The organism is Psittacicella hinzii, from assembly GCF_003585935.1.
Classification (GTDB): domain Bacteria; phylum Pseudomonadota; class Gammaproteobacteria; order Enterobacterales; family Psittacicellaceae; genus Psittacicella; species Psittacicella hinzii.
In genome coordinates, this window is sequence record NZ_NRJG01000035.1 from 1 (window position 1) to 25,634 (window position 25,634).

15 protein-coding genes are annotated in these 25,634 nt (G+C 36.3%); 9 read left to right on the forward strand and 6 right to left on the reverse strand.

All coding sequences use genetic code 11. From position 1 onward, the window contains the following. Positions 1 to 498 precede the first annotated feature (498 nt). The 4 genes from CKF58_RS02345 to CKF58_RS02360 all read left to right on the forward strand — a co-directional run bounded on the left by CKF58_RS02345 (position 499) and on the right by CKF58_RS02360 (position 4,526). Entirely contained in the window at positions 499 to 1,374 is an 876-nt protein-coding gene (locus CKF58_RS02345) for a hypothetical protein (protein WP_119530464.1), read from the forward strand. 476 nt (positions 1,375 to 1,850) lie between these two features. After that, a complete protein-coding gene (locus tag CKF58_RS02350; RefSeq protein WP_119530467.1) occupies positions 1,851 to 2,411 on the forward strand; it encodes an NUDIX domain-containing protein in 561 nt (186 codons plus the stop codon). Between the two features lie 269 nt (positions 2,412 to 2,680). Continuing rightward, positions 2,681 to 3,433 (forward strand): hypothetical protein, encoded by a 753-nt coding sequence (locus tag CKF58_RS02355; RefSeq protein WP_119530470.1) that lies wholly within the window; start codon positions 2,681 to 2,683, stop codon positions 3,431 to 3,433. Positions 3,434 to 3,872: 439 nt separating this feature from the next. Continuing rightward, complete coding sequence (locus tag CKF58_RS02360) at positions 3,873 to 4,526, forward strand: hypothetical protein (RefSeq protein ID WP_119530472.1); 654 nt, start codon at positions 3,873 to 3,875, stop codon at positions 4,524 to 4,526. Positions 4,527 to 5,145: 619 nt separating this feature from the next. Here the strand turns inward: CKF58_RS02360 and CKF58_RS02365 are convergent. Beyond that, entirely contained in the window at positions 5,146 to 6,438 is a 1,293-nt protein-coding gene (locus CKF58_RS02365) for a hypothetical protein (protein WP_119530475.1), read from the reverse strand. An 883-nt stretch (positions 6,439 to 7,321) separates the two neighbouring features. On the opposite strand from CKF58_RS02365, the gene CKF58_RS02370 reads away from it, so the two are divergent. From CKF58_RS02370 to CKF58_RS02380, 3 genes are all read left to right on the forward strand, one after another. Then, positions 7,322 to 7,759, forward strand: coding sequence for a KilA-N domain-containing protein (locus CKF58_RS02370; protein WP_119530478.1), 438 nt, complete (start codon positions 7,322 to 7,324; stop codon positions 7,757 to 7,759). A gap of 911 nt (positions 7,760 to 8,670) precedes the next feature. After that, complete coding sequence (nudE, locus tag CKF58_RS02375) at positions 8,671 to 9,237, forward strand: ADP compounds hydrolase NudE (RefSeq protein ID WP_119530481.1); 567 nt, start codon at positions 8,671 to 8,673, stop codon at positions 9,235 to 9,237. Positions 9,238 to 9,261: 24 nt separating this feature from the next. Continuing rightward, the gene (locus CKF58_RS02380; RefSeq protein ID WP_119530484.1) at positions 9,262 to 11,937 is read left to right on the forward strand and encodes an inositol monophosphatase family protein; all 2,676 of its coding nucleotides are present in this window, start codon (positions 9,262 to 9,264) and stop codon (positions 11,935 to 11,937) included. A 184-nt stretch (positions 11,938 to 12,121) separates the two neighbouring features. Here CKF58_RS02380 and CKF58_RS02385 read toward each other — a convergent pair whose 3' ends face one another. From CKF58_RS02385 to CKF58_RS02410, 5 genes are all read right to left on the reverse strand, one after another. After that, positions 12,122 to 13,426 (reverse strand): hypothetical protein, encoded by a 1,305-nt coding sequence (locus CKF58_RS02385; protein ID WP_119530486.1) that lies wholly within the window; start codon positions 13,424 to 13,426, stop codon positions 12,122 to 12,124. A gap of 923 nt (positions 13,427 to 14,349) precedes the next feature. Then, complete coding sequence (locus CKF58_RS02395; RefSeq protein ID WP_119530491.1) at positions 14,350 to 16,500, reverse strand: glycosyltransferase family 8 protein; 2,151 nt, start codon at positions 16,498 to 16,500, stop codon at positions 14,350 to 14,352. Between the two features lie 489 nt (positions 16,501 to 16,989). Next, the gene (locus CKF58_RS02400; protein WP_119530494.1) at positions 16,990 to 18,633 is read right to left on the reverse strand and encodes a sulfatase family protein; all 1,644 of its coding nucleotides are present in this window, start codon (positions 18,631 to 18,633) and stop codon (positions 16,990 to 16,992) included. A gap of 306 nt (positions 18,634 to 18,939) precedes the next feature. Further along, on the reverse strand, positions 18,940 to 20,361 hold the full coding sequence (locus CKF58_RS02405; protein WP_119530496.1) for an anaerobic sulfatase maturase: 1,422 nt from the start codon (positions 20,359 to 20,361) through the stop codon (positions 18,940 to 18,942). Between the two features lie 620 nt (positions 20,362 to 20,981). Beyond that, positions 20,982 to 23,252 carry a glycosyltransferase family 8 protein gene (locus CKF58_RS02410; protein WP_119530498.1) on the reverse strand — a complete coding sequence of 757 codons (2,271 nt, stop codon included), beginning with the start codon at positions 23,250 to 23,252 and terminating at the stop codon, positions 20,982 to 20,984. 899 nt (positions 23,253 to 24,151) lie between these two features. Between CKF58_RS02410 and CKF58_RS02415 the strand changes: the two genes are divergently transcribed. Both CKF58_RS02415 and CKF58_RS02420 read left to right on the forward strand, forming a co-directional pair. Beyond that, a complete protein-coding gene (locus CKF58_RS02415; RefSeq protein ID WP_119530501.1) occupies positions 24,152 to 24,817 on the forward strand; it encodes a hypothetical protein in 666 nt (221 codons plus the stop codon). A 14-nt stretch (positions 24,818 to 24,831) separates the two neighbouring features. Next, a complete protein-coding gene (locus tag CKF58_RS02420) occupies positions 24,832 to 25,554 on the forward strand; it encodes a metal-dependent hydrolase (protein WP_119530504.1) in 723 nt (240 codons plus the stop codon). Positions 25,555 to 25,634: the final 80 nt, after the last annotated feature.

The following is a 25,634-nucleotide window of genomic DNA, read 5'->3' on the forward strand; positions in this document are numbered from 1 at the left end:
GTTTTGCAGTGCTTCACTTAGGCTAGAGATGGCTTAATTATTTACTTGTGAGTTTTGAGCTATAAGCTTTGCTTTATTATTAATAGAGATTTTGGTTAAATTTACTAGTAGTTTAAGTAGTTGATTTACGATAAATTTGCGATCAAATCGGTAGTGCAATTACTATCCCCTAGCTACTTAAATTATCTATGTAGGTACTAGGTTGTAATTTTGCGGTAATAATTTCTCTACAAATTGATAGCATTGTATTTGTAATTAAAGTTTTAATTCGGGCTTTAGGAGATTGTTAGGAAAATTTTTTCTATTTAGAGTAAACTATAGAGATAAAAACCTCTATTAGTGTGGCTCATTTTCACCGAAAATGTGCTCTAAAAGGAAAATTCTTCTTTAATATGTTGCTATACCGATTTTTACTTTAAACTCTTTAGTAAGATGGCTGGTAGTAGCTTAACCACTCTAAGTAAAGAATTTTTGTTGTTATCTAGATAATTATTTATCATGTATCATTTTCAATATAAAATTTCATCTTTGTTTTCTCGCGCTAATCGTAAAGCTTTAAGCTTAGGTTTAGTTTTAGCTCTAGCTGGTACAGGTGTTGCTCAAGCAGGTAACTCTGGGCAAACCTACTATAATCCAGTAGCAAATGAACCTACTAAAGTTGCTAAATACTACGATAAACTCGAAGAAAAGATAATTAATCTTTATAAAACCGATCCAGATTTCTTCAATGCTTATAACTCGCTATACGAATCAAACATTCAAGCATTAAACATGCTAAGCCAAGCTGGTTATACGCTTCACTTACGTAGTGATCTCTTAAAATTATTACAACCTTTAGCTTTAAACATTGCCACTAAAGCAGAACTTAAAAAAGACGAGCAAGGTGTTGCGCGTTGGTACAATCCAACTGCCGATAAAATTATTGCTATGGCTGGTTACTGTGCGCAAGCAACTTTCAGTGGTCAAGCATTAAATATTAACTTAGCGCGTATGTGTGATGCAACCATGATCCCATGGTTAGTATTTAACACTAAAGATGCTGCTCCAGGTCAAGATTATGCGTTTTACATGTTAAACGTATATACAGGTATTGGTAAAGAAGTTGCTAAATACGACGCTAAATCTTTAGGTGATGCTTTTGCACCAGCACAAAGTTTACTCAACGATTATTATGAGGGTAAAGTAGATGCGACTAAAGTAGGTGCTTTTGCTTTATTACCTAATAAGATGGAAAGTGCTGAATATCGCTTTTTAACAAAAGCGGAAGTAGCAGAACTTTTACGTAAAAAATATAATTGGAAAGTTGATTTAACGGATGCTAGCGCAAGCGAGTTATCGAAATACAACTACCAGAATCTTTTCCGTGGTATTTAATAAATCGCGGTAAAATATATACACATTCATTGATCTTCTAAATTAATCAAGATCATATTGTTACTTTTATTTGCATATTAAGACACCTCATCTAAGGTGTCTTTTTTATGTTTGGGGTTACTGCATCGCAACAGTAATGAGCAGTAATATGGAGTAAATCCCGCGGTTATAGATCTTAAACGATATGTTTAATAAATTATAGTCAGCGCTAGATTTATAGTCTATAATCGTAGAATACAGAAAAATTTCTTTAAGTTTTCGTAGAACAAGTTAAAAATTCAATTCCAAAATTATCTGGAGGTTGTTATAGATATTTTTGGTGCAATAGTAACTATCGTTATTTGCATGATTGTAGTTACTTATTTAATCGATTATTTTAATAAGAAGTAGTAGTGAGTAAGAAGCTTAGTTTGGCTTGTCTCTTAGTTGCTTTTTATACTTCTGATACTTAGATTTCCTTATCTTGAGGTTTTAGTATGACAAAAAAACCTATGCCTAAAGTAGCAGCTCCCTATACGTTAGGTAAACTTGGTATTTTTACGGTTGAAAGTTTAGACATTGAATTTAGTAATGGGGCTGAGCGTACTTACTATCGTCTTGCTTCGCGCAATGATGCTGTAACTGTACTTGCAATTTACCAAGAGCAATTAGTTATGGTGCGTGAGTTTGCTGCTGGTACATTAAAATATCAGTTTGGCTTTGTTAAAGGTGGCATGGAGCAAGGAGAAACTCCTGAACAAGCTGCCATTCGTGAACTAGCTGAAGAAGCAAGTTTTAAAGCTGGTAAAGCTACGCTCTTAAGTTCAACTTTTAGTTCTCCAAGTTATGGTACAGGTAAACATCATATTGTATTAGTTGAAGGTTTAGAACCATTAGCTGAACCTATTCCAGGTGATGAACCAGAATCATTAGAGATTAGTTTTTGGCCAGTAAGTCAAGTAAGTGAACTGTTTAAGCAGGAGAACTTTACTGATGTGTATGCTCGCTTAGCGGTTTACGAGCTGCAAGCTCACTTAGTAAAGACTAAACATAGCTAAAAATAACTAAAGAATAGCCAAAGAATAGCTATAAAACAGCTGAGCTGTACCCCAAAAGCAAATCCAGAACTACATTACATCTCAACTTAACAAACAAATTTTACTTTTAAATTGTCTAACTAAGTGATACAGCACAATAAAACAATTTAAACTCAATTACAATTCTTTAAGATAAATTACTTAAAATCGATTACTTAAGATCAATTACTTAAATCGATTACCCAAGATGGTAATCTCCTCACATTTTACTTTTAAGGATAAATATAGATATGCGTTTATTTTCTAAGTTTACTACTTGCGTAAGCTTTATGACTGCAGCATTAGGGGCTAGCGTAGCTTTACCTATAAGTGCAGCATACGCAGCACCTACAGGTCCAGAAATAGAAAGTCAATTTGCTACCCTGTACAATGCTAATAAAGAAATGTTTGATAAATACCTTTTTAACGCTAAAGGTGCTGACAACTGGATAAATAAACAAATTGCTGAAGGCGAAACGTTGAAATATTTTTACGATGTAGGTCCGTTGCTGTTAATGCCAATGGCTAATCCAATCTTAAGTGATTTAATGGTAAAAATGGCAGATTATGGTCCGGTGCTCTATAGCGAAAACTTAAACAAGTTTGTTATAGGTATGTACTTATGTACGGGGATGGCAGTCCTAAAATATACACCAAAAGATGCTAATATAGAGCAAATGTGTACAAGTTTAGCGACTTCTTTAAACTTTACCTTAACTGATCAAGGTGATTATTTTGGTGGGATGTTAATCCACGGTTTAAATAAATATCGCTTCTTAGCCAAAACCAAACTGCAATCAGAAGTAGAAGAAGCTTTAAAAGGTTTAGATTCTGCTTACGTTTACAATAAAGAACCTAAAGCAGACTTTAATAAATTTGTAAATATTGTATTCCTACCATTAGAAAAAGCTTTTGGGGGAGTTCGTATGACACGTGAACAAATCGAACAGTTACTGCACATGCGTTACCCAAATATTAAGCTTTCATATAGTGAGAAGTTTTAGGCTTATATTTAGGTTTTAAGTCGGTATAAGTGAGACATCACCAAGTTTATATTTTTCTTGTGTAGAAAATCTTTTTGTTTTAGAGTTGGTAAAGCTAACGCAAGTTAGCTTACCAACTCTTTAATTTTGTCTATATTTGCGTTTAGCTTTGGGCTTTGCAAGGATAGGTAGGACTAAATCTTAATAGCTCTAGTTGGTATATTAGGTAAATTTTCGTATAGATAATTTTATTAAATTAGAAATGTCTGCTAAACTCTTAACCATTTTTGCGAAATATCAACAATTTATCAGGTAAAAAAGTCTTTAGTTTCTAAAAAAGTGTGATCTATGACGCAAATCCGCAAGTTAAAGCCGCTATCCCTTAGGTAAATCGAGCTTGAGGTTGTATACTAATCCTAGACAAGTTTACTTTTTTTATCTCAAGGCATAGGATCTGAATATGGTTGGAATAAGCGGCGATTTAACTTACGCACAAAAACTTCGTTTACAGTTTTCCGAGCAACGTAAACAACGTTTTGCTCTGGATCAAAACTATAGCGCAGTGCAGTGTGAAATAGATTTAAATGAAATTTTTGAACGTGCTGGCAAAGAACTCGAAGAATATATTTTAGGAGTAAAACGCCTAGCCGACGTTTTTGCGGGGCAAGGAGTTGGAGGACAAGCTACTCTTGAGGTAAAAACTCCCGTAGCACGTGAAATCTATAAAGACTTAACTTTAGTAACTCTAGATGGTAAAAGTTACTTTAGTAGTGAGAATTTAAATCGTTTACTTAAGATATGCTATTACACCCAACGTTTAAATTCAGAAGCAAATAGAGTACGTGATCAAGAGTTATTAGCAAAAGCTAATTTACTTTGTCAGCCATTTGTGGACTATGGAGTAAATCCAGATGAGTACTTAGCTTTACTGCTTTATTTAGTACACTTAGAAAGTAAAAACGATCGTTTGCCAGATCCTGAACAAGAAGCAGCATTAACTTTACTTGAACAAGTAGTAAATCAATATATGTTGCAAGAAATCTCGTATGTGCAATTAAGTCAGTATTTACTACTTACCCCGCAAGAGTTACGAGAGCTACCTAAATTTAAGTAGCAAAATGTAATTGCTATATTACAACTCAACCCCGCGCTTTAAGCGTGGGGTTAAGTCATTGTTGATAGAGTTAATAGATCTTAGGCTAATTGAGTGTTAATCGTGTTGATCGAGTGGTAGCTCATTAAGTGTTTATTGAGTTGATCGAGTGGTAGCTCATTAAGTGTTTATTGAGTTGATCGAGTGGTAGCTCATTAAGTGTTTATTGAGTTGATCGAGTGGTAGCTCATTAAGTGTTTATTGAGTTGATTGAGTGGTAGCTCATTAAGTTGTTAATCGAGCGCTAGCGCATTGAGTTGTCATAAAGGGAGAAATTCGCTATAATAAGCCGCGAGTATAACTCATGTTCTTATTTTACAAATGTGTGTCTAATGCTTTGGTTTACTTTGTGTAAGTAAGAACATTAGCTTAGAGTTGATATGCTTTGGAAAAGGTCTACAAAAGCTAGCAATAAAAACGCACTTGGGTGGTCTACCTAAGTGCAATTTTTTTTGGGCTAAATTTGGAAGTTATAAGGTCATAGTTTTTAGCGCCTGTGATGACAAAACTATGGAGTAAGAGAATCTTAAATTATTACACTAATCCAAGAATGATAGTTAAACTTACATCTAAATGTTAGCTAAGCATTACGTTCAGCAAGAATTTGCTGTACGACTTTAAGTCTAGTTTGAATAACTTGAGCTTTGTAGTATTGTTTAGCACACATAAAACGTAAGTACTTAGTATCTAAGCCGGCGGTTAAGCTTGAGAGATCAACTACGTTTGTTAGCCAATCTTTAAAGTTAAAGATAAATTCTTTTTCATCAAGTTGGCTATGATATTGGCGTAATGCTACTCGATTAAATGAGTGTAAGTATTTAGTGAAATCAACAAAGTCTCTTTCTTCTTGATTAGCTAAATAGAGTTCGAGTTGCATTTGGATTTGTGCACGGATATGTTCTGGATAATAAAAGGTTAGTATCGGAGAATTATCTTTGAACAGTGCTTGATCAGCTAATTGATCATCTAATTGATCATCTAATTGATCATCTAATTGATCATCTAATTGATCATCTAATTGATCATCTAATTGATCATCTAATTGATCATCTAATTGATCAAAAGTTTGAGCTACTGCTGCGCTTTCTATTTGCTTAGCAGCTGCTTGATCGTCTTGCGATAGATTTAAGTGCTGTTGGGTATCTTTTGGCTGTGTAAAGTAATTTGGGTACAGATGTTGAGTAATAGCGGTATTGATAGCTAATTGCATACCAATCACTGTACCTAAAGCAGTAAACTTGAGTAAGTAATAATGCGTTATGTGATACAACTGCCGATAGAATAACTGATGTTTAGCTTGCGACCAAGGGATGCGCGAAATAGTAATCAGTAATCTATGTCCTAAAGAAGTTAAACTTGGATCTGCAGCAGTAAAGATATTAATCTCTAGTTGCTGTAAATGATTTAACAGTTGGGAAATAGCTACGGCATCTTTTTCAGGATCAAAAGGGGCTAGCTGTTGGTTAGATGCACTCCACGTTTGGTGGCGTACTTGTTTTGCCGTATATTGATACAGGCAGGCCAGAGCTCTTAAGCGTTCATTAATTAATTCATAGTGCGCATAATGCTGATGGACAGCAATAGTCGCTAACATGAGTTTGTTAATGAGTTTTTGAGTTTTAATTTGAGTTTTAGGATGCTGCCAATCTAATCCTAGAAGGCTACTATTTTCCGTATCTGCATACCGAAATAGTGCATTAAAAAGATTGAGTCGACTCACATAACGCGGATTAAAAATTTTGCCGCATAGAGCATGCATTGCCGGATAACGAGATTGCTCAAGTAATTGTTTAGCTTTTTCTAAATCCGCTGCTTCTTGTTCTAATTGCCAAAGTGGTAAAGCGCGATAGTAAGTAGTAAGGCTTGAGGTCATAAAACACGTCCTTACAGAATAATCTGAGCTTTATAAATATGGTCTTTTCTCCCTATATTTTTACTATAGTAAATAAAAGTAAAATAATTCTGTTTTTTTCGCGTTTTTTACAAATACCATACCTAAATAGTTTTTCTGGCTGTTTTTATGCCTGATAATCAACACTTTATTCATATCGAGATATGTGAAAGCAAAGTTAAGTATAGATGATTTAGGGTAAGGGAGGCGTTAAAGAGGAGGATTGTCTTGTTTAAGGGCTGTCGGGAAGATTGCTAACTGCTTGAAAATACGAAAGTAAACGAAAGTTGAGCTTCTAAAGTCAGAATCTTTTGCAGTTAAGTTGTATCATTTTTGAGGTACAGCTACCTCAGTTTATTTGCTTGCGATAGGAGATTTTTTAGTAATGAGGCTCTTTGTTGTAGAGATAGAGCAAAAGTAAAGATACAACACAACAAGAAAAGTAGAGACACAAAAAATTTTACGTCATAAAGTCTATTTACTAGTAAGAATAGCCAAGAGAGTATTGGCTAAAATTAGTACTAATGACATAAAACTTACATAAAAGTGTGTATGTTTATTAATCTGTGTTGCAAGTGAGAAAAATGTCGATTTTTCCTCACAAAAGATAGCAGCACCTTACGCTTAAATTTCTTCGTTTTATATCTTTTTGAGAAATAGACGCAAAAACAGCAAGGTTAAATAAGAGAGAAATGTGAGTTCTTTCCGTGAGATTGCTTAATATTGACGACTTTAATGAAAAAGATAAAACAATTTTTACGAAAAATTACCCTCTTACTGAAAAAGTGCTATATTAGTAATAAGGAGACGTTGCAAGTAATAACTAAGAGATTTACATATCTTGTATTAGACTAGCGAGGTAACCATGCAGTATATTGGCAGTTATCATACCGAATTAGCCGAACTTAGTTCGCAAGTAAGCCAAGTAGAAAAAGAAAACTACTTTAACCTTAATGAAATTGCACAAAAGTTCTCGGTCGATCCTTATTTAACCATTTGTAATTGGTTACAGCAACCAGCAACCTTAGACTTGTTGGTAGCTTGGGAACAATTACATAATCAGCAGTTTAACTTAGCAGCTTGGGAAAAGATTAAATCATCTGTAGGAAGTAATTCTTTTGCTTTAAGCCCAGTTGCTTGGGTAAGTTTAACGCAAGCCCAAGGGTTATATTTGCACTCACGTGATCCTAAAATAGTGTTAGCGCATCCGGCTTTAGCCATGGATTTTACGATGTGGATAAGTCCGAGTTATCGCTTAAAAACCATTCTCGAATATATGTTACAACGCAGCAAGCGTAGCTGAATGCCCCCAGCGAAATTTCTTGCCATGGGCAAAGATTTTTAGGGCAGTCACAGGTTATTAGGTTTAGCCAAAGTAAGCGTAAGCTTACTTGATAATAATCTGGGAGCATGACCACCTATCCAGATGCTTGCCGCTTCTAGCTGTTGGAGGCCAGAGCCATAAGCTAGAAACCAGGCCTTCTATTTAGTTGCTAAATAGAAGGCCGTTTATTGAGTAATGGATTAAGAATTCTCCTTAGTGGTTCTTCTATCCCGTATCAAAGAAGTTCATTTCTTTTCTCATATCCGAAGTTATATCTTACCTTTGATTTTATCGTCTTTTCCTCCCTCTCCTACTCCTTCTTCTACTGCTCTCCGATTACTATTCCTGTTTCTCCGACTACGACTCTTCCTCATTTTTTAATAATTTATCGAGTTGTTTATTGGCTAGATAGTCTATTCACATTATTTATCAATTCCCATTATTATCAATTCACACAGTTGTATTTATCTTTATTCAGCTTCTCTTATCCAGTCTGCTCTTTATGTAGAAGTCTTTTTGGTCGAAATCTTTTTATCAGGTAGTCTATTTGTTCTGAATTGTCTGTATTTAGCAGCTATTTATCAAGTCTTGTAGTGGATCACTTTTTCCTTTACCACCTACTCTGTCCTAGAGGATAGATAAAAAATAGCGATTTTTAGTGTTTTGAGCTCCTAATATTTGGAGTTAAAGTACTTGGTAGGCATGCGTTTGATAGGCGGGATTAATTGCCATCCTTACCCCTTATAAAGCAAAGTGCTAAATGCTTGAATTTACTCACCTTTTTACGCTTATTTTTAGCAAAATCCCCCTCATAGTTTTATAATATAAAGACCTAATTTTTTCTTCAATTACATGGGTAATGCCCATAGATCTAACATCTTTGCAAAATTATGACTAATAGTAAACGTACAAAACCACAAGTAAAAGAGATTCGTCCTCTGGGCAAGCTTGGCATGTTTAGAGTGCAGGCTTTAGACTTAACTTTCGCAAATGGACAAGAAAGGGAGTATTTTCGTTTAGCGGCTAAACGTGATGCAGTAACTGTAGTAGCTGTAGATGGAAATGACCTTTTACTCATTGAAGAGTTTGCGGGTGGGACTTTAGAGTATGAGTTAGGTTTTGTGCGTGGTGCAATAGATGAGGGAGAAACTTATCTCCAAGCAGGAGGACGCGAACTGGCCGAAGAAGCTGGTTATGAAGCATCTTCTCTTACTCACTTAACTACTATGTACAATTCAACAGGTTATCAAACAGCCAAAATGTACGTGGTAGTGGCTACAGGTTTAAGTGCCTTAGCTCAACGTCCAGAGGGTGATGAACCTGAACCACTTGAAATTGTACGTTGGCCATTAACTAAACTTGATGAGCTATTAACTCATCCGCGTTTTCGCGATAGTCGTAATCTGGTGGCATTATATGCTTTCCGTGATTACTATCATCAATATATGCAGAGTTAAGTGTAAGCAGTGAGAAAGTAGCAGATGAATACCTCAAAATTAGCCGCGATTTATAGTCCGGCAGAATTAGAAAAAGTATTACCCGAACTCTTTAAAAATCAAGTCTTCTTACCTGTATGTCAATTGCTCATTAACGCTGGTGCTGTTGCTACGGCAGTAGGGGCAGCTGATTTAGCTGTTGACTTAAAAGATGACAATTCAGAAGTAACTTATGTAGATAAGATGCTTTCTACATACTTTACCGAACAACTACCACAGATTTTTGGGGACTTTGCGATTTCGGAAGAGAATATGGCAGAGTATCCGGATTTTGATTTACAACATACGCGTTGTTGGTGGTTAGTAGATCCGCTTGATGGCACTAAAGGTTATGCTCAAGGACGTGCAGACTATTGCCACATGCTAAGTTTTATCGATCAAGGACAAGCGTTAATGACGTTTGTCTATGAACCTGTAGCTGGTAAGCTACACTATGCAGTACAAAACCTTGGCGTGTTTGTCGTAAGTTTAGAGTCTGCGGCTATAACTTATCAAGTGCAAGGACAAGAAGTAAGTGAAGCACAGTTTGTAAGTGCAGTACGTCAAGCTGGTAGTCAAGCTATGAGCTTAGTACAAGCAAACTACCAAGCAAGCTTTAAATTTAAACGTATAATGCATGCAGATGCCGTAAATACGTATGAGTTTTTAGTTTGTTCTGGTGTAGGTAATGTACGTGAGTTTGCTACTAGTGATACTTACATGCAATATCTAACGCAACAAGTAGCAGCTTACCAAGAGTTAAAGACTCAAGCTTTACAACACTATGCAGCTTATAATCTGGCGTGGAATCAATTTATTACAGATGAGATCTATGCCTTAGAAAAACGTCAGGGCTTAAAACATACTCCGCTTTATCAGATTAGCTTTGAAAAAGAAGAAGCTGATGCTAATGCAGTGGGTAATGAAGTCTCTAGTACTAATCCAGCTGCTACAAGTGCAGCTAACAGTACAAGCGCAGCTGCAAATTCAAATAATGAGTATGTATTTGCTCCGAAAGCAAAAGCTCAAGCTACGAACGTAGAGCAAACCTCTGATTTAGAAGCTAAAACCGACGAAGCTAAAGTTAAAGAGCTTAAAGAACTTCTAGCAGACTCTCGTCCGCTTGAACAACGAATTGCTGATCTTAAAATTGCTAAGCCTCGTCTTACTCTTAATCCAGCTTATGCTTCGCTTTACCAGAAGTTTAACCGCCAAGCATTAACTGCAGGTTTACAGTTCTGGCGCAAGATCTTAACTACAGATAAGCAAGTAGCAAGTAAAGCAGAACTAACTTTCTTAAATAATAGCTATGCTCTTAATGCCTTTAGAAAAGCTTTTGCAGCATGGGTAAGTAAATTCGAGCAAAGCCCAGCCTCTACTTTTATCGCTCAAGAAGAGGTTGTAAACTGCGTAGCTCCGCCAAGTGTTTTAGGTAAGTATTTATTACAACAATGTGTCTTAGAACTGCGTTGGGAAGATCTCGCTGATATCTATAAGATGCCATTAGATCAAGATACGCAACTAAGCATCTCTTGCCAAAACCAAACTGAACTTACAAGTCAGAGTTCGCAAGTAGCTACAAATAAAACTGCTCTGGCGGTTAATGCTGATTTTGCTGAACTTGGTTTAGATATACCTGCATGGGCATGGGAGTATGAACACTATACCCGCTATCATCATTTCTACTTAGCGGCTTATAGTATTAAACATTTCCCGGCTGCAGCTTATGAACGTCAAGTGCGTTTATTAGCTAGTGCCTTTAATCCTCTGTTTGGACAAAGTTTAAACTTAGGAGGCGAACAAGAAGTACCTGTACGTCTAAACTTACAGCACTTCCCGCATTTAGATGTACTAGCCAGCCACAATAAGCTAGCAGTTAAATATCAAGATGAGTTACTATTAACTTATGTAACTTTAGGTCATAAGGCTGTAAATGAAAGTCTAGCCAAAAAAATGCAGTATCTAACTACTGAAGAAAAATTCTATCTTACAGTATTAGTACATTTAACCGCTGAACTTGCAGACTTTGCAGCTAAGTATCCTAATCCGCACTTTATTCTTGATAAAACTGCCAAACCTGAAGCTTATGCAGCAATTAATCTAATTCAAGGTGCACGTACGCAACAAGCTTTAGGAGTATTTGCTCTACCTTATCGTGAGGGTAACTTTAAGTTAGATACTATGCATTCGGCAGGAGTAAAAGCAAGTAAAGTGTTTGCTTGTTTATCTGACGGACGTTTAACTAATTACTTACTTCCTAATGCTATGAAGATTTGGGACGTAGCTCCAGCGCTAGTTTATGCACAAAACTCAACTAGTCCGCATGCTATGATCTTCAATCTATCGGATGTAAACCAAGTACCATGGAAGAGAACAAATATTAACTTTAGTAGTGAAGAAGTATATCCATTAATGATGACTGAAGACTATATGTCAATTCCGTTTATCTTAGATATACCAACGCTAATGTATTTACAACTTCCGTACTTACTCAACTTCCATAAACCATTAAAAGAGCAAGCTTTAGCTCGTCAACACTATTGCCAAGCTCATCCTGAAAATGCGCAAGCATTTATGGCTGAACTAGCAACTCGTGAAATGAGTGAAGAAGAGTTTATAGCAACTGGTTTAAATCCAATTATGCGTCAAGCATGGCAAACCTTTAAAACAACTCTAGCTTAGAGCGGTATGAAACTACTCTCTTAGAATTGTTATAGCTATTCTAAACGTAGAACCCCCAGTCAACTGACTGGGGGTTCTACTGTTATTCATTGTGATCAATAAGGGCTCTAATAGCTAGATGGCTAAGGATATAAATACAATCTACAGAAGTAGGATTTATAGCACCATAGAGCTATGCTCGAGACTAGAATACTCCATTATTGTAGGCATAGATAAAAGCAAAGAAAGCAATAATTAGTAAGCAAACTAAGAAGAACTTACGTGCACCGCTTGGACGTGCAGCTTTAGAAGCTTTAGTATAGTTCGCAAAGTCTTGGTTTTCTTCGCTAGATAAGTAAGTACGAGCGTCTTTAGTCACCATTTTGTCGTATTGCTCTAAGCTTACGTTGTTTTCAGCTAACACATGATTACGCATTTGCTGCGCAGCTGCAAGCACTTCCATGGCATTTTCTAATGGTTGGGCACAGAATTGCGCGTAAGTAGTGGTAAAGAACTCAACTAACATCCGTTGGTAATCACCAGCTGCTTGGTCGATAAAGTTTAAGAAAGTCTCAGAAACACGTAATTGACCGTATTTTTCAGCAAAGTGTTCACGTTCACAAGTTAGAGCAAATTGATGGAAATCATCTAAGAAGTCCACGTCTTTACTATTGCGGATTTCTTTCCATCTTAACATGTCAGGGATGGCTTTTTCTACCGAGTCATAGATGTAATATGATTGCATTAGATAATCTAAGTTACCTAGCATTAACATATTTTGATCATCTTGGTGCATTGGCCAAATAGTTGGATGAACGTGAATATTTTCTTTATCAGCATAGATATAGTGTAATTGAGCGTATAAGCTAAAAATACCACTAATACCAGTTAAGTATAAAATGTAGTCATACATTTTATCTAATACTTGATCAGCTTGCGCATTGTTCTCAGCTACTAATGGATAAGCGTACGCACATGCTGCATATAAACCATCACTAGCTGCGTCACGCGGATCCATACGTTTTGGTAGTAGGTTTTTAAACGTAGTTTCACCTGCGTAGAATTTACTTAAAATGCTCTCGAACTCTTCGGCTGTATAAGGTTTAACCGCTAGTTGACGATTTAAGTTTAATTCTTGGTTGAGAACAAATAACTGAATCGCTTTACGTGTAGCATTACGACGTAAGGTATCATTTTTACTTAAACCAAGTACTTCCATTTGTACGAGGTAAATGAAGCTGATTTGACTTGAAACGCACAGACTTTTTAATTGGAAGTGTGGTGAGTCTGTATGATAGAAAGTCCCACGTAAACAACGGACACCACAAGCTAATTCTTTAGGGTTTTCACTATCATGATAGCTAGCAAGACCATTTACGGCATAAACTCCAACTACGTCATGAATTAAAGCGTTATCACCATAGAAGAATGCTACATCTTTATCAAAGATAGGTTGAACTTTATTTACTAAATCAGGATTCTGATAAACTTTATAGTTAATGTTTGCCATGTGGTGAGTACTCAGAAGTAAAGTGGCATAGTATAAAAAGTGAGAAGCTGTATTTCTTTGTTTATAAATTCTTGGTAAGAATATATGATTAAGAGTAAGCTTAAAAATAAGGGGTAGCTTAATAAGAGTTACTTAACTAGGGCATAAAACTTTAGCTAAGCAAATCAGCTTAAATTGGACTATTGAGTGCAACTCAATACTTACTTAGTATAGCAATAATTGAGCTTAAAATTTTAAAAAGCACGCTAGAAAAATAGTTCACAGCATGTACAAGTCGTGCTTGCATTATAGTGAAACTATAGTTTAAGAATTACTTAAACAATAGACTGCTCAAACTTGTATTCTAATTACTTAAATCATAGTTTGAGATATAGCCTAGCTATAGCTTGATCAATTATTGGGTAAAACGACAGCAGGACTAAAAAAGTATAGTTTTGAGGCTCTGTGAGTAATATTTCAGGTTTTATATGTTTGAGCTTTAACGGTAGATTACCCATTGCTATAAAATATAGTCTTTTCCCTATTATATCGTTGTTGTAAAAAAAAAAACATGGGAAATGGCTCATTCCGAGGCGGAGTATGTAAAAAATAAATAGGAGTTGTAATCGCATTTTACTCGATCCAAAAGTGTATATCTTAGATAAAGTAAATCCCAGAAAGGAGTAACAACTCTTTTCTGGGATTTATGCCTTGGTAGTAATTTTTGAGAAACTCTCTATTTTTTACTTTGAGTATGCTTAGCCAGCTTCTAAGTGTTAGTGACTTCTAGGTGCTAATGATTTCTAGAACTGATGGCTTTAAACGGTTAAAGCTTCAAGTAACTGAACCTTTGGGTAACTAAATCAAACCTTTCAGCAACTAATAACTTCAGAAACCAGAAGTAATAAACAACTAGAGCTCTATCTGTTAGCAGCTGGTATATCTTATTTAGCTAGCTGAGAAAAATAATATTTCATATGTAAAGCTAAATTCATAAACTGCTGTTGCCAAGGACTAGTTGCATAGAAGAGATTGTGCCAAGGTTTATTAGGACCGGCATAATGTAAAACAAAGAGAGTTCTTTGATCATCTTCTACTTGGCAATGACGGAATAGAGGTAGCTCGGATGTATAGTTTAAAGGATACTTATTAATATAGTTAAGTCCTCTATGTAATTGCATCCAACCACTATTTTCTTGAGCAATAATGTTTAGGAGATCCTGATCTTGGAACAAGGTATCTTGATCTTGATGGATCTGTGCCATGCGTTCTACAAGATAATAAGGTGGGTGCTGTTTAGCATACCAGTGTTTTAAGTTCCAGAAGATAACACCTGCATTAAAGTAAGTTATGTCGTATAAACTTGCTGGATTAGGCTGACAGAAACGTAAAAAGTGCTGAATATGTTCTTTGTTTTCTGCTAAATAAGGTTTAGTTAAACAATCATAAGCATATTCATCAGAAGTAGCTGCAAAACACTGCTCTTCAGGTAAGAAATTACCAGCAAAATCACCTAAATCATTAACGATTAACGTATCTATATCTAGATAAAGGATCTGCTCTACTTCTGGATAGTCTTTAGCAAAGATATCTGGAATAAACAGACGCGAGAACGTATCAATCGAAATATGTCTCTTATGCTCAAAAGGAAACTGCTCTAAATATTCTTGCATATTAATCAAGTGCACTTTAGAGCCATCCCAAGTAATACGTTGTTCTAAGTATGCAAGATCTTCTGGATTAAGATCACGATACATAATATAGATATGGTAATGCGTGGTAAGACTGCGATAGTGCAGTAAACTCTCAATACAAGCTAAGGCACAACCATAGTAAGCTTGGTTAAACGATAAGACAATATGTACGTGATGGGATTGCTCGGTTTGTGTTTCGATTAAGCGTTTGTACTCATGGTATTGCACGTAGGCACTACCTGCAGCATTAGGAGTAGCTGGGTAGAACAAATTGAGATAGCGCAAATAATAAAGCGCAAACATCGCTTGTACAGGACTGCAGCTAAGTCCAGGATTAAAGTTCTCAAGGTTACGTTGACTAAAATCATTAACCGTACTATCTGCTCGTAAAGTAAAAAACGCATTTACTAAGTGCTTGCCTTGTTGGGTGATCCATGAGACTTGTTTACGCAGGTTTTCAAGTTTAAAGGTAGCTGGAGGAGCAACGCTTGCAACTAGATGTTCAATGGTTAAAAGATAAGGGCTCGGTTTATCTTGTAACGCAGCTGACAGGGCATTGAAAGCCACCAGGTTAGATTTAATCAGGAAGAAATTTAACCAATATTGACTGAACGTAGAGGCAAGAAGAGAATTGCTACTTTGCATAAAAAACTCTTGTTCACTATGCAAATAGGCAAGAGCTTTCTTGGCAATTTGGCTACCAAATTTAATATTACTAGTAATATTAAACATTCTTTCTACATTTACTCCCTCGTGCCAAGCAGCAAGATTTACATACAATACCCCATTACTTGGAAAGTAATTAACATGAGATAAATGCTTGTAAGTTAGCTGTTGAATGGCATAGAGATCGCTGGTACTTAAACCGAGAGTAGGTATAGATTGCCCTTCTTTCGCGCAAAAGGTAAGCTCTTGATCAGTAAAGTCATAGAAAATAGTTGCATAGTTTACTTCTTCTAACCAAGAGAGATCTTGCGGCACAAGCGTATCGTATCTTACTAAGAGTAAGTTACGAGCTTGTGGGAAGTTAGCTACTACCTCATCAATTAAAAGTAATTGATATAGAGGATAGTAAACTTGGTAACAATCTGGTAAAAGCGCAAAATCAATCTCGTGAGCTGTTTCTTGCTCGGCAAGTAGTGTTTGTACTTGTGAGTTTAAATCGTAAATACTGCACTTGATCTCAAGTTCACGTAGCACACGGAGTTCATGACTAAGTTGCTCTACGCTCATGCTCTGATCAAAAGTTAGATGCAAGTGTAGCTTGTGTTTAGGAGTATTATTAAGAATACTGGTTATGCTAACCAGATTTAAATGTTTATGTTCTTGAGTAAAAACATAACCTACATGGATCATCTGGTCTGTAGGTGAGGTATTTACACTCGGTTGTTGGAATAACATATATTTTTAAAGTAAGACGGAAAAATTAAATAGCAATATGCTAATATTGTATAACATGTCCGGAGATACGATTACAGTTGGAAATATCAGGCTTTAGTGGATACGTCGATGATGGATCGGAGGAGTGATTTTTGATTGTAAAAGTGTGGTTTCTTGAAGTAAAAAGAAGTGCTTGAGTCTAAGTTTAGTATAGGTAAGGCATAACGAAAGCATAACTAAAAAGTGATTTTTTAGATCTTAATTCTTAGTTCTTAACTCTTAACTAATGTTAGCTATCGTTATACTGACGCCTATAATAAATAGCTAAATCCCTCTAAGCATAGGAGATCCACGTTTAGAGGGATTTGCACATTATTAGGGATAAAAGGTTTTAAGAGTTTTAGAAAAGCTTTAAGAGTAAAAGTTCTAAGAGTTTAAGGTTAACTAAAGCTATTTAAATCCTCTTTTACTAATCCCTAAGCTAAGTTTGTGAGTATTTCAAAGTGAGATCTAAGCATCGCCTTTAGCAGCTTGAAGCATTAAGTCAAACTCTTCAGGATTCCATTGAATTGGACGTGGTTGAGTGCTTAACCATTGATAAAAAGCACGACGTAATTCTACAAACTTCTCAGGCATTTGTTGAGCTAGATCTTTAGTGTAACCTGGATCAAGTTTTTCGTTATAGAGTTTGATTGGGTTAGATGAACCATCATTGAGGTAAATAAGAGCATATTCACCATCACGGATTGCCCATGAACCTTTAGCATTACGTTCGAGGTTTGGGTTGTTTGGAGCTTTATCTGCTTTGTAGGTAATGTAATCCCAGTAGCCAGACCAGAATGGCATGTTTTCTTCACTATAGTGGAAAGCTCCAGGACCAGCCCAGTAGAGATATTTGTGTGGAGATTCTTTAGTTTTACCTGCTAGTACCGGCATAATATCTTTACCATCAAGCTTTAAGTTATAAGGGATTTTAATCCCTGCTAACCTTAAAGAGGTTGGTAGAATATCCATAGCAGAAATGAACGTATCATTTACTGAACCAGCCGGAATTAAGCGTGGATAGTAAACAATAAATGGTACATTGAGTGCCCCATTGTGGTACAGACCTTTATAGCTTGAGTTATTACCATTTAATGGTAATGGCGCTTCGTGTACCGAACCATTATCCGAAAGGAAGAAAATAATGGTATTGTCTAGAGCATTTTTCTCTTTAAGTTGAGCAATGATCTTACCAATGCCCTCATCGGCAGCATTTAGTGAAGCATAGTATTTGTCAGCTTCAACATTACCGGTGTTGAATTTATCCATGTACTTAGCTGGTGAGGCTTGTTCGAGAGGAATATGCGGCACACTATAAGCTAAATTAATATAAAATGGTTTATCTCCAGATTGGTCGATAAAGTCCATGGTTTCTTTGGTGAGGTTATGTGTAGTGTAACCCCATGAAGTTTCTGGTTTATCATTACGCCAGAAAGCTGGAGAGTTGTATAATGCCGCTCCTGAGGCAAAGTAACTATACGAAAAATCAAAACCACGATCTTGCGGCGCAAAACCTTTATCAGGGATCGCTGACCAGTTGTCGTGATAGTCACGTGTTTGTAACTCTGGAGAAATGTACTTACGACCAATTGAGCGATCGCGATTTACACGGGCATTATGGAACTTCCCAATGTTAGCCGTGTTATAACCGGCAGCTTGGAATAATTCTGGTAAGAATTTTTGCTCTAAAGGCACTCCAGAAAATGAATCATCATTTCCGTAGATCCCAAACGATCCTGGAGCTTTACCAGTAAAGATCGCTGCTCTTGATGGACCTGATACCGCATGCGCCACAAAAGCATTAGTCATTTTTACCCCTTGGGCAGCTAGTTCACTAATGTTAGGCATGGCTTGTTCTGCGGCAGCGATCAGTTTATCAAGATCGGCTGCATAACGCGGAGCTTGCGGTTTTTGTGCTAGAGCGTTTTTATTAAGCGTAGCGAGGTTAAAGTTGAGTTGCCCGATACCTAAGTCATCCATCACAATTACAAGAATATTAGGACGAGAAGGATCGGTTGACACTGCATGCGAGGGAGTTGCTAGCATGGTAGCTGGAGCTACTAAACTCGCAAGAGCTAGGCATTTATACCATGGCTTTAAACTTAATTTCATAGTATGGATCCTAAAAGTTAGTGGAAAAAGTATAAAAGTTTAAATGAATTAACTTGGCAAAAATAGTAGAACGATAAACCTATACAATCTGAATAGGTAACGATGAGAATAAGCAATCAGAACAGGCAACAATTAAGGCTGGCAACAATCAGAACAAGTAGCAATCAGAACAAGCAACTGTCAGAACAAGCTGCAATCAGAACAAGCTGCAATCAGAACAAGTGTAGCTTTATCTCTGCTTGAGATGATACAGAGCCAAGATCTTAGCTCTACCTTAGTTTTTAAGCCAGCTCTTAATCTAGCGTGCTAAACATATTGCATTATTGCCGCAGCTGGATATCCAGCTTGAATAATAACGCGTAGCTTATTCATAACCGGCATAGTATGAGTAAAGAAAGCATAGTAAGAAGGGCATAAATAATTATGTTTATATGTTTGCCCTTCAAGTGTTACTAGACGATGTTTAGGGCAGCCGCCATTACATAAAGCTAGAACTTGACATTGCTGACATTTAGAGGTGAGTGTTTGTTGTTTAGCTGCACCAAATTTTTCTGCGTTTGCAACAACTGTTTGCGCCAGATTAGGTTGAGCAATATTTCCAAGTTTATAACCGGCATACACAAAGTGATCGCAAGCATAGAGATCACCATTAGCTTCAACAATGAGCGAAGTGCCACAGGTTGGACGATAGACACAATTAGCACTTGGATAGCCTAACCATTGTCCAGTAAGATTATCAAACTCACGGATAAAGATTTGCCCTACATCATGTTTTACCCAATAGTCAAAGACCTCAATTAAAAACTCTCCATATCCATGAGCTGGTACACTAAATGGTGCTAACTTAAAGTCAACAGGTGGTTGATAAAGACCCTCTTGACTATGACTTGGCTCTCTACCTCCACAAGCATAAGGTTGATAGTTAGCTACCTCTACACAAGGAATAAACTGCATATGTTTTACTCCTAAGTTTTTAAGTGTAAGGTAGGTTTCTAAACCATGTTGCCAATTAGCATCATTTACAACCGTAAGAGTATTGAACTCGACTTGATATTCTTGTAAGAGTTCAATAGCACGTTTTACTTTGCCATAAGTAGGTTTGCCATTAACAGAGATACGATACTTGTCATGAATGGCTGCACTGCCATCGATTGATAAGCCAATTAAAAAATTATGCTCTTTAAAGAATTGCATCCATGCACGATTAAAAGCAATACCATTAGATTGCAAAGCATTGTGGATTTGTTTATTGCCGCGATGTTTTTGTTGCAGAGATACTACTTTGCGGAAGAAGTTTAATCCCATTAAGGTAGGCTCTCCACCTTGCCATGTGAAGTCGATGCGCGAAGCTGGATTTTGTTCGATGTATTTACGAATATAAACTTCGAGCACTTGATCTGACATGTGCGGATGTAAAGCTGAAGCTATATTGGCAACTGTATTTGCATTGGCGATAGCATCTGCATTGGTAACAGAATTAGTAACAGTAGTAGCTGGAGCAACAGTTGTAGCTGAAGTAATAGTATCATCAGTAGTAACAGTAGATACTGCATTAATAGCATCATCTTGATTTGAGTCACAGCTCAAAGAATTACTCGCCACAGATAGATCTGTAATTTGTTGTGAGGCAAAGAGTTCTTCTTTTTCTAAATAGAAACAATAGGTACATTTAATATTGCACTGAAAACTACTTGGCTTTGCCATGAGATGAAATACAGGAACTTGCATGGGCTTTCTCCTGTGCAGATAGTTAAAATTTGTGAAATTAGAGCTAACTGGCAGCTAAATACTTTAGTTCTATCTGTATTATATAAAAAGAAAAGGAAAATAACGTAAATCTTTCTCGGATTTGAGAACTAGATCACACTTTTTAGCAGAAATTTACAATTTCAATAAACTCCTGAAAATAAAGCCTAAAAAGCGTAAGGTGGGAAAGAAAAAGGTAGGCTTTTACAAGTTGAATTGATTAACCATATGACAACTAAAGCAAATAAACGTAAGAAAAATCTAAAGAAAAGCAAGAAAAATTTACGTTTAACCTTAGTTTTTATCAGGTTAATTTGTAGATGAGTACGTAATAAAAATTAGCTGTACTACACAAAAGATAAAGTCTTACATTCCCCACGAGAAAGTAATCCTGCACTATCAAACTATTAGCTAATTAACTAATGAATCAAGTTTAAGCAATTAGCCAATAACCATATACCAGCAATACCTACCCTAAAAGAAAAGTCCAGAAATAAATTCTGGACTTAAATCGTTTTAAGATCGGTTAATAATGATTGTCTGACGACATTTTAGTTTTGCTATCGTGCCATGGTTGGTTGCGTTTAAAGCATTATGGTTTCTTATGCTTCGCTGTTATCTAACTTGGATGCAAGACGAAGTCTCATTTGCTGCGCTAAAGCAAAGAAGAAATAATACCAATCAGCGGTTCTTACTTTAGGAGACATCCAAGGTTTCACTAAGCCTAAGTAATGCTGGACATAAAGCGTAGATTCTTGAGGATAGAGCGTGTAGTTAGGAGTAAACAGCTGTAACCTTGAAGAAGCTAACTTAAAGTTATTGTTGTTATAACCTTGCGGTAATGACAAGAAGCCACCATGTGTTTGGGCAAAGAGATTCAACACGTCTTGATCAGGATGAATGATCTCTTCACGTTTTTTTGCAGCTAGTTGTAATAGATAGTCATCTGCTAAACCTAGTTTACGCCACTGGCGTAAATTCCAGACACACATGCCAGAGTTAAAGTATTGTACTTGGATTAAGGTTTGTGGCTGGAAAGAAGTGAACTTAGCATAGTGTTCTGCATCTTTTCTACCTTCAGGTTTAGCAACTAGATCCATGCGTAAAGAAATAAAGGCAGGCTGATCAGGTACGGCAGCGAGTACATATTCTCCTAGATCTATCTCCACGAGATCAGCAAGATCACCTAACACTAAAGTATCACAGTCTAAGTAGATAAGTTGCTCAACTTCTGGATATCTTTGTTTAAAGATTGCAGGGATCAGTAAGCGCGAGTAAATATCTAAGGTAAAGTGTCCGAATAGTTTAAGCTCATAATGCTCAAACTCAGCTCTCATATCAATAAACTCAATATCACAGTTTTCTGCTTGGACTCTAGTTCTTAGTTCATGCATTTGCGCATCACTAAAACCTCGCTGTAATACATAGAACTGATAACGATTAAAGTCTTGACGACTAAAGAAAATACTCTCAAGACAAGTACGTAAAGGTTTTAAGTATTTAACGTTAGCTGCTAAAACTAGATGCACCGTACGTTGAGGGGTTAGAGCACGTCGTGCGGCTAAGCGTTGAGTAACTAGATCCGCAAAGTTTAAAACTTCAGCACTAGGAGCTTGAGCATAATCATAGACAAACTTACTCTGCCAAGCAAAAGAAGCTAAAGGTAACTCTAAGTTGTTGTAGCTAGTATTAGCTCCTTGTGTAGAAGCATGGCTATTGAGTTCTGGACTCACATATTGCACTTCAGCTCGAGGATCGATTTGTTGCTTACCATGGGTGAAGTTAGAACTAACCATTAAAGGTAATAGGCTTTTACCTTTAGTTCCTTTATAGTGTAGTACTAGCTGACGGATTTTTACTTGACTTTTTTGTGCTAAACCTACACCTTGCTGCGGATTACCCATAAACAGATCATAACCTACAAGACTGCGTGTATAGTTAGCCATCTCAGCAAGGATATGCGCTCCACAATGTGTACCTATAAGTGTAAGTACATCTGCTACTACTTGCGGAGAATTGCTTTGACGATAATAATCAAGAGCGATGAGTAATGGTTGATAGAGATTACCTAAAGCAGCTGCATAATCTGTTAGGTAATATTGCACTACTCCAGGTTCAAGGTAGAACGGAGTCTGATATTGCTGGGTAAAGGCTTGACAGTGTTGCGCTTGGTGATAGAGCTCGTCCTGACTGCGACTCATAAGAGCAAGCTCTAGACTATCGTTTTCGAAATACCCTCCAGCTTGTATATAAGCCTCAAGAGTATAGTCACAAGCAATAGAAAAACATATCGGAGCGACTTGCAGAGTATTAAAAGCTTGTAAGCTATGTAAGACCAAACTATCAGCATCGAGGACAATTAAACGTTCTACTTGTGCATTATGGCGCTGTACTATTGCCGGTACTAGTAAACGCATCACATTAGCAGCTACGACCGGACTTACAAAGCGTTTAGCTGCTTGATGTTGACTTTGACTTTGTCGTAAGTGTTGCTGCACATAAGCATAAGGAACACTAGCATCGATGATGGTGTAACTTAACTGATATTGCTCTAAGTGCTGCAAAATAGGAGCAAGCATGTTTAAAGTAACACTTTGCTCAATGATGAGGTAAAGATGTAAAGTAAACTGCTCTGGATGATAGTTGTAGTAGAGAATAGAGTTTAAACAAGCTTTAAGTTGTGTCAAATAATCAGCAGTAAACCACAGTGCTAAATGCTGAGTCGTAGACTGATTTGCTTTTGGAGCTAGAGAGCTTGCTGATTTTGCAAATTGGGCTACAACTTGCGTCGCAGTTAACTCAGCTGGCACTTCATATAAGTGCGGCTCAGTATGTAACTGCACAAAATAATTAAAATACGGAAGATCTGCCATAGTAAGATCTAGAAAAATACTCAAACAAAGTGATACACCACAAAGTTAGAGCTTGAGAAAAGAAAAAACTGTTGCAAAGAATACATAGAATGCTTATTCTGCAAACAGAGTAATGAAAAGAAGCGATACGTAAAAGTAAATTTTAACTTAAATAGCTTGGAAGTTGCTTATTAATTATGTATAGATTTATGCCATGTAAATCTATCTCATACAAATTTATTCTGTACACACTTAAATTTATTTCACACAAACCTACTCTGTAGCAAGCGCTAAGGCATAAACTTGTTCACAAGTGCTGCTAGTTCTTTATTGCTTTTTTGCTTCAGCTAATAATTCTTTACAACTTCAGTTACTATTTAAACTACTTACAAGTAATAGTAAACACTTACTAATACTGTTTACCGAGAGATACAAAGAGATTTTTGTAACTTTTTGCATTTTTGTACTTGAAAAAATGCAAATATATCCCTATATCTAAATTAGAAAAAAGTATTAAACATTAAGATAATTCATAATTACCTCAAACAACACACAGCTCATGCCTTGCATGGGCTGTTTTTAATTAGGTTTTGCTTGAGAAATGCTCTTCCCCATGTTAATTTTTACCTTTCCCTTTGTTTAGTTAAGGGTTTTGATATTTTATTTAGACTTGGAACTTTGTAAGGCAAAAACTGCCTATTTTCATAGACTTATACAGACTTTAAATGGCATATTAGGTATAATAACAAAGAGATCTCCCAGAAAAAAGCAGTTTTTGTTAAAAACTGGGATTCAAATTTAAATAACTTTAACTAATTTTTATCGTATTTTCAAAGACTAAGAATTTAAGTAATTAAAGTTCCACTCTTTTTCACATGCGATAACACACCAAATACTCGTCGGAGTACTAAGGAAAGTATATGGCGATAAATGCAAAAATTCTCGATAATGGCTATTTAGCGCAATCGAAAGATGCCTTGAGTGCTTATGTCCACTCACGTATTGTAGAAGAATTTCCATTCTTACAGCAAAACGCTGAAGCTAAAGTCGTATTACGTACTCTTATTTATGATTTAGCAACTAAACGTCGTGATCCTAAATATGCCGTAGCTTGGTTAGCGCAAAACTTTGCAGATAAATCTTTATACGATCAAGCATATTTACCAATCGAAAATCCTGAAGATCCTGCTTATGGACGAACCTATAATATGTTCAAACTGCTCTTAGCAGATATTTATCAGTTCATTCGTGGGATGGAAGAAGACGAACAAGCTGAATATTTAAAACGCTTTGAATCGTTTGGGATTTACGACAGCATGTCTCGTTTACTGGCAAACTTTGTTTACTTTGACTTAATTATTTTAAAAATGTTAAGTTACTTCTATCCTCAAGTAGACTTTAAAGAAGCAGCTCCTGTAGTCTTAAGCCAAGAGCAAGTAGATTACTTACGTGCAGCTTTACAAACTTACCTTGAACAAAATATCCCATTAGTAAACGATAAAGGCTTACAACTTAATACCGAAGTAATCTTTAAATATTTTGCTAAACATCCAACCGAACTCTTTAAATCACCAGATCCAGAGTAATAAGGCTAAGACGTATGCGAGCAAAAACTCATAAATCAATAGGTTTCTCTTTAGGGATTGTAGCTGCAGTTGCAAGCTACTATTTCTATCCAGACATGAAGTTATTAAACTCTCTATTTGCGTTTATAGCTTTTTACTTTGGGTCGGTTGCTCCAGATCGTCTAGAGTTATGGGGGCTTATACCCCATCGAACCTTTACTCACTGGTTTTTATTGTGGCTAGTCTTTTTTGGGGTATGTGTGTACCAAGCTTTTGTTTTACATAAACAAGGTTGGGTAATAGGTACTGCGTTTACGGCTGGTGCTCTTTATCATATTCTTTGGGACTTAACTAATAAACGACCTTTACCTTTCCTCGTGCTGTTTCCTCGTTTAGCTACTCATTCTAAATGGAAAAACAATCCCGTATATGCTGCAAATGGCTTTTGCTTATACTGGTGGGAAAGTAGTGAGCACAATAAAAAGATTCGTTTTTTACACTATCTTATTGCCATAGGTTTAATTTATTGGATAGTGCCTACAGAATTCTGGCATGATTTTGCTAAGAATTATGATGTAATTCTTGAAGCTAAAATCAATGAAATCAAAGCTAACTACCAAGAATTAGATTTTAGTTTTGTCGAGATCATTAAAGAAGTAGCGGCAACGATTTGGCACTTTATTAAAGTTATTGCTGCTAAAGTTTGGGAATGGATATTAATTGCCTTTGATGAAGTAGTTGCCTTTTTCAAAGAATAATCTAGATACGACTAGATACAATTAGGTACTGTACAACTAGCTTAGTATTACCATTAAATTATAGTAAAACCCCGAGAACA